This window comes from Streptomyces sp. NPDC006265 (assembly GCF_040613555.1).
GTDB lineage: Bacteria > Actinomycetota > Actinomycetes > Streptomycetales > Streptomycetaceae > Streptomyces.
Window position 1 is genome coordinate 1 of sequence record NZ_JBEXSH010000529.1, and the last position, 6,285, is coordinate 6,285.

A 6,285-nucleotide genomic window follows, 5' to 3' on the forward strand; every position below is an offset into this window, starting at 1 on the left:
GGTCACGGGCGGCACCGAGACGGCCATGACCATCTCCATGGGCTCGTCGCCGGTGTTGGGCGCGACGTACAGGTCGACGCTGCGCAGGAAGCGGGCCTTGTCCTCGTCGCTGACCATGCCGAGGAACTCGACGCGGGCGCGCAGCTCGGCCGGCAGGGACTCCACGGCCTCCTCCTCGTCGCCGCGCCCCGCGACCAGCAGCCGGGTCTGCGGACGCGCGGCGAGGATCTTCGGCAGGGCCTTCATCAGCACCGGGAGTCCCTTGCGGGGCTCGTCGATACGCCCTATGAAGCCGATCGTGTCGCCCTGCCACTCGGCCTTGGGCTCGGCCGCGGCGAAGAAGTCGACGTCGACGCCGTTGGGGATCACGACCGCGTCGCCGCCGAGGTGCTCAACCAGCGTGCGGCGGGCGTACTCGCTCACCGCGATCCGGGCGCTGATCTTCTCCAGCGCGGCCTGGAGGATCGAGTACGCGGCGATCATCGCGCGGGAGCGCGGGTTGGACGTGTGGAACGTCGCCACGATCGGCCCCCGGGCGGCCCAGCAGGTCAGCAGGCCCAGCGACGGCGAGGTCGGCTCGTGGATGTGGATGACGTCGAACGCGCCGTCGTGCAGCCAGCGGCGCACCCGGGCGGCGCTCAGGAAGCCGAAGTTCAGCCGGGCCACCGAGCCGTTGTACGGCACCGGCACCGCACGCCCGGCCGAGACGACGTACGGCGGCAGCGGGGTGTCGTCGTCGGCCGGGGCCAGGACGGACACTTGGTGGCCAAGGCGGATGAAGTACTCGGCGAGGTCACGGATGTGGAACTGCACGCCGCCCGGTACGTCCCAGGAGTACGGGCAGACGATGCCGATTCTCACGGGCGCCCCTTCTCGGGGTCGAGGTCCGCGAGCCACAGGCGCTGCAGCATGTGCCAGTCCTCCGGATGGTCGGCGATGCCGGTGGCGAAGGCGTCGGCCAGCGCCTGTGTCATGACGGACGTCTTCTCGGCGCGTGTGCCCGACTCGGGGACCTCGACGGGCGGGTGGACGCGGCCCCGCATCACGGGCGAGTCGTCGTACCAGAGGGTCACCGGCAGCAGCAGGGCGCCGGTCTGCTGAGCGAGCAGGGCCGGTCCGGCCGGCATCCGGGCCGTGTCACCGAAGAAGTCCACCTCCACACCCGAGGCGGACAGGTCGCGGTCGGCGACCAGGCAGACCAGACCGCCCTCGCGCAGCCGCCGGGCCAAGGTGCCGAAGGCGGTGCCGCCGCTGTGCGGCAGGACCTCCATGCCTAGGCCCTCACGGTAGGCGACGAACCGGTCGTAGAGCGTCTCGGGCTTCAGGCGCTCGGCGACCGTGGTGAAGGGGATGCCGAGCTTCGTGGTGACCCAGGCGCCCGCGAGGTCCCAGTTGGCGAGGTGCGGCAGGGCGAGTACGACGCCCTTGCCCGCGGCCATGCCCTCGGTGAGGTGGTGCAGGTCCTTGGCCTCGAAGCCGCCCTTGATCCGCTCCTTGCTCCAGGCCGGGAGGCGGAAGGACTCCATCCAGTAGCGCAGGTAGGAGCGCATGCCCGCGCGGGACAGCTCGGCGAGGGCTTCAGGACTCGCGCCGGGCGCCACGCGCGCGTAGTTGCTCTCCAGGCGCTGGACGCCCTTGCCGCGCTGCTTCCAGGCGAGGTCGGCGATGGTCCGGCCGAGGCGTACGGCGGCCGGCTCGGGCAGCTTCTTGACCGTGCCCCAGCCGAGGCCGTACAGCGCGTCCGTCAGACGGTCCTGTGCGCTCACGTGGCCGCCTCGCTCCCGTGAGAGGCGTTCTGCTGCTCGTCCTCATCATCCTGCTCGCCCTGCGCGGCCGCCTCCGCCTCCGCGGACTCCCTGCGGACCGTGACGACCCGCTGGATCAACGTGACGAGGCTGCCCACGGCGACGATCCACAGGGCGACGGGCAGCAGGTACTGAATGCCGGGAACACCGAACTTGTGCAGGCCCGCGAACCCGGCCGCCACCAGCGAGATCACCAGGCGCTCGGCGCGCTCGACGAGCCCGTTGACCGCGACCGGCAGGCCGATCGACTCGCCCCGGGCCTTGGTGTACGACACCACCTGGCCGCTGGCCAGGCAGAAGATCGAGACGGCGCACAGGACGAGGTCGTCGCCCCCACCGGCGTACCAGAGGATGAAGCCGCCGAAGATCGCGCCGTCGGCGACCCGGTCGAGCGTGGAGTCCAGGAAGGCGCCCCAGCGGCTGGAGCGGCCCAGCTGACGGGCCATGTTGCCGTCGACGAGGTCGGAGAACACGAACAGTGTGATCACGACCGTGCCCCAGAAGAACTCGCCCATGGGGTAGAAGACCAGCGCGCCCGCGACCACACCGGCGGTGCCGATGAGCGTGACCGTGTCGGGGCTCACGCCCCGGCGGATGAGAAACGCGGCGAACGGTGTGAGGACACGCGTGAAGAATGCACGCGCGTACTTGTTCAGCATGGCCTTCCCGAGGGTCGGTGTCGCCGTCTGGCCCCTGCTGGCCACCGGCTGGCCCATCGTAGTCACGCGCGCGCGTGGGCGAGGTGCGGGCACCCGGACCCCTTTCGGGGGAACCCGCGAGCCGCTGGTGGGCGGTGGGATCACGTCGTTCGTATGGACGCACCGTGACGGGAGTGGGAAGGTCGAATGACCGCGGGCGTCGCCGGAGTCGCCACCGCTGGGGGTACCCCCGGACGGAGTCTGGGGGAGGATTCCGCGTGTCCGCGCCCACAGTGACCTCACCGTGCACGGGAGGCAGGATCATGGGCGACAAGGCACAGACACACCCTGGGGCCGCCGGCAGGGCACAAGCGGCCGACCACCCTCAGTCCGTACGGAATGTGGTGCTGGTCGGCCACTCCGGATCGGGAAAGACCACACTGGTCGAAGCCCTCGCGCTCGCGGCGGGGGCGGTGAACCGGGCGGGCCGCGTGGAGGACGGCGGCACGATATCCGACTACGACGACATCGAGCACCGGCAGCAGCGTTCGGTACAGCTGTCCCTGGTGCCCGTCGAGTGGGACGGCATCAAGGTCAATCTCCTCGACACCCCAGGATACGCCGACTTCGTCGGTGAGCTCAGGGCCGGTCTGCGCGCGGCGGACGCGGCCCTCTTCGTCGTCTCGGCCTCGGACGGTGTGGACGGCTCGACCCGCACGGTGTGGGAGGAGTGCGCGGCCGTGGGCATGGGACGGCCGACCCGGCCCGCTGGTCCGAACTGACCGGCATCGGGCTTCCGTTGGTCCGCGACGCCGGGTTCACGGAGATCGCGCCCGGCTGGTGCACGGTCGTCGCGGACCACCCGGCGCTGCGCCGCGAGCCGCACGGGCCCAGCCGCGCGGCGCCCACCCGTTCGGAGTAGCCACAGGCGCGCCGGTCCCGGTCGAATGCTCCAGTGGGGTTACCAACCGACCCGACTCCGGAGGCAGCCATGACCAGCGCCGCGCCCCCTCCCCCTGCCCCGCCCGCCCCCGGTGACCGGACGCCCGACGGCTCCGGCGCGGGCGGTTCCGGCGACCCGTGGGCGGCCGGGGGTCTCGTTCTCGGCGGCATCCTGATGGTCGTCTACGGCCTCTTCGCGGTGCTCCAGGGCATCGCGGCGATCGCCGGCGACGAGGTGTACACGAGCTTCGGCCAGTACTCCTTCGCGTTCGACCTGACCGCATGGGGCTGGATCCACGTGACCGTCGGCGTGCTCGTGGTGGTGGCCGGGCTCGGCCTGTTCACCGGAGCCGACTGGGCCCGGGTCGCGAGCGCGGTCGTGGTCGGCCTGGCACTGATCGCGAACTTCCTCTGGCTGCCGTACCAGCCGTTCTGGTCGATCATCATGATCGTGACCGGACTGTTCGTCCTCTGGTCGGTGTTCAACTACCGCTCCTCCCGCCCGGTGTAGAGCCGCACCCGGTCAGGACGGCGGGGGGCGCCGGGCGCGCTCGGCGACCACGCTGTGCAGCCGGCGGGTCGGCGCGGTGGCCGGCGCCGTGAGGAAGACGAACGTGTACACGACCTGAGCGACGGTCACCAACCGGGCCTCCTGCCCGCGCGGGGTGATGTCGCCGTAGCCGACGGTCGCGAGCGTGACGACGGTGAAGTACAGCGCGTCGACCCGGGTGTGCAGAGCGGTGAACTGGCCCGGCTGCCGGGCGAGTGCGTAGGAGCCGGACGAGGACACCAGCACGGCCAGGCACATCAGCATCGAGATCATGATGCCCGAGCGGGCCTGCGGTCTCTCCAGCACGACGTCGCGCACCTGGCGCAGCAGCAGCGCGGCGACGAGCGCCAGGCAGATCACGAACAGCGGCCGGCCGAGCCAGGGCCGGTCGGCGCCCCAGCCCTTCCAGCGGCAGCAGGAAGGGGGCCGTGCCGGCCACCACGAGCAGGGCCCCTGCCCCGATCCGCAGTCGACGCACGCCGGCCGGCCCCGACTCCGGTTCCCGCTTCCGCGCGGGGCGGTGGGGCTGCTCGCTGCCTGCGGGCCTAGAAGACTCATGAAGATCTTGGGGTTCTGGCCCCGCCGCGTGAGCGGCGGGGCCAGACTCGTTTCGTGGTGATGGGGGAATGGGCCGGGGAGACGGTCGGGCCGGATGTGTGGGAGACCTGCCGGGAGTTGATCCCGACAGGGAGCGTGTTCGCGTTCCTGGCCGAGCATCGTGGTGCGCTGTTTCCGGCGGAGATGTTCTCGGACATGTACCCGTCGGCGAACGGGCGTCCGAGTATGCCGCCGCAGATCCTGGCCGCGGCGATTACGCTGCAGGCCCTGCACGGGCTGTCGGACTTCGAGACGGTCCAGGAACTGAGGTGTGACCTGCGCTGGAAGGCGGCGTGCGGGCTGGGCCTGCACGACATGGCGTTCGACCCGTCACTGCTGGCCTACTTCCGCCGCCGACTTTCCCGCTCTGCCCGACCCAACCGCGTCTTCGAGGCGGTGCGGGAGGTCGTGAAGGCCACCGGCGTTCTCAAGGGCAAGAACCGGCGGGCGTTGGACTCGACGGTGCTGGACGACGCGGTCGCCACCCAGGACACCGTCACCCAGCTGATCGCCGCAGTGCGTGCGGTGATCCGCGAGGTCCCGGGCTCGGACCAGGTCGCGGCCGTGCAGTGCACCGCGCACGACTACACCGATCCCGGCAAGCCCCGCATCGCCTGGAACGACGAGCAGGCCCGCGCTGATCTCGTGGACGCCCTCGTCGGTGACGCGCTGCTGCTGGGGCACCTGCCCGAGCAGGAACTGGGCGAGAAGGCCGCGGACGCGGTCGGCCTGCTGGCCCTGGTCGCAGGACAAGACGTGGAGCCGGCCGAGGACTCCGACGGCCGGGACGGGCGCTGGCGCATCACCCGGGGCACTGCGCAGGACCGGATGGTCTCCACCGTCGACCCCGAGGCCCGGCACATCCACAAGACCCGCAGCCACCGGCAGGACGGATACAAGGCCCACCTGGCCATCGAGCCGGAGACCGCGTTATACACCGCCCTCGCCCTCACACCCGGCAGCGGCCCCGAGCACCACGAGGCCACCGTCGGCCTGGACCTGCTCGCCGAAGAAGACGAGCCGGTGGACGCCTTCGGTGACACTGCCTACTCCACCGGAGAGGCCCGCCAGACCCTTGAAGGGGCAGGGCACCGGCTGTTCTTCAAACCCGCCCCGCTACGAGCGGCGGTACCCGGTGGCTTCACCCTCGACGACTTCGCCATCGACACCCTGGCCGCCACTGTGACCTGCCCCGCAGGACACACCGTTGCCCTCTCCGACCCCTGCGGACAGCACCACCAGCGCAAGGCCGCTTTCAAGGACCTGTGCACCGGATGCCCCCTGCGCGAGCGGTGCACCAAGGCCAAGGCCGGACGCATCTTGACCATCCGCCCCCACCACGACCTGCTCGCGGCCGCCCGACACCAGGCCGCCACCGACCCCGACTGGCAGGATGACTACCGCCGCTGGCGGCCACCGGTCGAACGCGCCGTCGCCTGGCTCGTCCAGCACGGCAACCGCCGCCTCCGCTACCGCGGCACCATCGCTAACAACACCTGGCTCCACACGCGAGCTGCCGCCCTCAACCTCCGCCGACTGATCAACCTCGGACTCACCCGCATCGACGGCGCCTGGCACCTCGCCCCCGCCACCACATAGCGACGAGGGGCCATCCGGCCTCCGGCCGGATGGCCCCTCACCAAGATCTTCATGAGTCTTCTAGGGCCCTTCTGATGGATCTCCGCGGTGTCGCGATGCCCGGCACGCCGAGAGCACGCACCGAACACCGCTCCTTCCTCTACGGAGAGCCATC

6 protein-coding genes and 2 pseudogenes are annotated in these 6,285 nt (G+C 71.2%); 4 read left to right on the forward strand and 4 right to left on the reverse strand.

Annotation, left to right across the window (positions count from 1 at the left end):
* The 3 genes from ABZ281_RS32795 to pgsA form a co-directional block, all read right to left on the reverse strand.
* Positions 1 to 861 (reverse strand): glycosyltransferase family 4 protein (locus ABZ281_RS32795; RefSeq protein ID WP_356661434.1); only part of this gene is annotated, 861 nt, incomplete at its 3' end.
* Positions 858 to 1,766, reverse strand: a complete 909-nt coding sequence (locus ABZ281_RS32800; RefSeq protein ID WP_356661436.1) for a phosphatidylinositol mannoside acyltransferase — start codon at positions 1,764 to 1,766, stop codon at positions 858 to 860. The genes ABZ281_RS32795 and ABZ281_RS32800, both read right to left, overlap by 4 nt.
* Positions 1,763 to 2,521 (reverse strand): phosphatidylinositol phosphate synthase, encoded by a 759-nt coding sequence (gene pgsA, locus ABZ281_RS32805; RefSeq protein ID WP_221342842.1) that lies wholly within the window; start codon positions 2,519 to 2,521, stop codon positions 1,763 to 1,765. Before pgsA ends, ABZ281_RS32800 begins: the two co-directional genes overlap by 4 nt.
* A gap of 245 nt (positions 2,522 to 2,766) precedes the next feature.
* Here pgsA and ABZ281_RS32810 point away from each other — a divergent pair.
* From ABZ281_RS32810 to ABZ281_RS32820, 3 genes and pseudogenes are all read left to right on the forward strand, one after another.
* Positions 2,767 to 3,192: pseudogene (locus tag ABZ281_RS32810) on the forward strand (GTP-binding protein); the annotation flags it as partial.
* Positions 3,193 to 3,194: 2 nt separating this feature from the next.
* A pseudogene (locus ABZ281_RS32815) lies at positions 3,195 to 3,365 on the forward strand (peptidyl-tRNA hydrolase); the annotation flags it as partial.
* A gap of 69 nt (positions 3,366 to 3,434) precedes the next feature.
* Positions 3,435 to 3,896, forward strand: coding sequence for a hypothetical protein (locus ABZ281_RS32820; RefSeq protein WP_356661438.1), 462 nt, complete (start codon positions 3,435 to 3,437; stop codon positions 3,894 to 3,896).
* A gap of 12 nt (positions 3,897 to 3,908) precedes the next feature.
* Here the strand turns inward: ABZ281_RS32820 and ABZ281_RS32825 are convergent, their stop codons facing one another.
* Positions 3,909 to 4,295 (reverse strand): potassium channel family protein, encoded by a 387-nt coding sequence (locus ABZ281_RS32825; RefSeq protein WP_356661440.1) that lies wholly within the window; start codon positions 4,293 to 4,295, stop codon positions 3,909 to 3,911.
* Between the two features lie 258 nt (positions 4,296 to 4,553).
* Between ABZ281_RS32825 and ABZ281_RS32830 the strand changes: the two genes are divergently transcribed.
* Positions 4,554 to 6,131: an IS1182 family transposase gene (locus ABZ281_RS32830; RefSeq protein ID WP_356661442.1), complete on the forward strand. Its 1,578-nt coding sequence runs from the start codon at positions 4,554 to 4,556 to the stop codon at positions 6,129 to 6,131.
* Positions 6,132 to 6,285: the final 154 nt, after the last annotated feature.

Excerpts from the sequence above, each read along its gene's own strand:
- pgsA (WP_221342842.1), bottom strand. The coding sequence starts at position 2,521 with ATGGGCCAGCCGGTGGCCAGCAGGGGCCAGACGGCGACACCGACCCTC.
- ABZ281_RS32830 (WP_356661442.1), top strand. The coding sequence starts at position 4,554 with ATGGGGGAATGGGCCGGGGAGACGGTCGGGCCGGATGTGTGGGAGACC.
- ABZ281_RS32820 (WP_356661438.1), top strand. The coding sequence starts at position 3,435 with ATGACCAGCGCCGCGCCCCCTCCCCCTGCCCCGCCCGCCCCCGGTGAC.